Here is an 810-nt window from a genome sequence, read left to right on the forward strand (position 1 = left end):
GAAACGAATTTACCATTCAATTTTCTTTGTATACATCTACCAACTTTATATTACCTTGTTAATATCACCTTTTTCGGTATTCATATAAGTTGCATTTTGTCAAATTAAATTAGATGCGTTTCCCCTGGATAACCACCTGATTCTGACAATTAAACTCAGATTAACACAGAAAAACCGCAAATTTATTTTCAAACTGCGATAGAATTTAAAGAAGCTTTGTTAAAAACTATCTGATATGAATAAACCAATTATCTGGATCAATGGAGACTGTTTAAGTCCCGAAAACCCCGCTTTACAAGAATATCCCAATACCCCAGCTATTTGGGTTTGGGATGATGCTTTAATCGAAGAATGGCAATTAAGTTTAAAAAGGATAACTTTTATATATGAATGTTTACTGGAATTACCTGTAGAAATTCGTCGGGGAAATGTCGCAGAGGAAATTATTAAATTTGCTCAGGAACATGATGCTAAATTAGTAGTGACTACAGATAGTCCCAGTCCCAAATTTGATGATATTTGTAATCAAATTGAAAAGAAATTGAAATTAGAAATATTTGAAGTTGAACCGTTTTTTGATTATGATGGATTTATTGATTTAAAGAGGTTTTCTCGTTATTGGAAAGTAGCAGAAAAATATGTTTTTGATTAAGTATTCAACTAGCTGCTGAATCTGATTTTGAAGATATAGCAATCCTATTTGAGTTGTGAATAAATGGTATAATTATACTACTATGGTGAATACAGCTTACAAAGATGAAAAATTTTTTACTAGAACAACAACAAAAAGCTCAAGAAATAGCAATTTTA

At 30.2% G+C, this 810-nt stretch carries 1 protein-coding gene; it reads left to right on the plus strand.

What is annotated here, in order from left to right:
- Nucleotides 1-235: 235 nt before the first annotated feature.
- Complete coding sequence (locus FFR48_RS28180) at nucleotides 236-652, plus strand: deoxyribodipyrimidine photo-lyase (protein WP_137669606.1); 417 nt, start codon at nucleotides 236-238, stop codon at nucleotides 650-652.
- Nucleotides 653-810 lie beyond the last annotated feature (158 nt).

It is taken from the genome of Sphaerospermopsis reniformis (genome assembly GCF_005402885.1).
In the GTDB taxonomy this organism is placed as follows: Bacteria; Cyanobacteriota; Cyanobacteriia; order Cyanobacteriales; family Nostocaceae; genus Sphaerospermopsis; species Sphaerospermopsis kisseleviana.

Bases quoted from the DNA above. Each gene is read 5' to 3' on its own strand.
- FFR48_RS28180 (WP_137669606.1), top strand. From the start codon at position 236: ATGAATAAACCAATTATCTGGATCAATGGAGACTGTTTAAGTCCCGAA.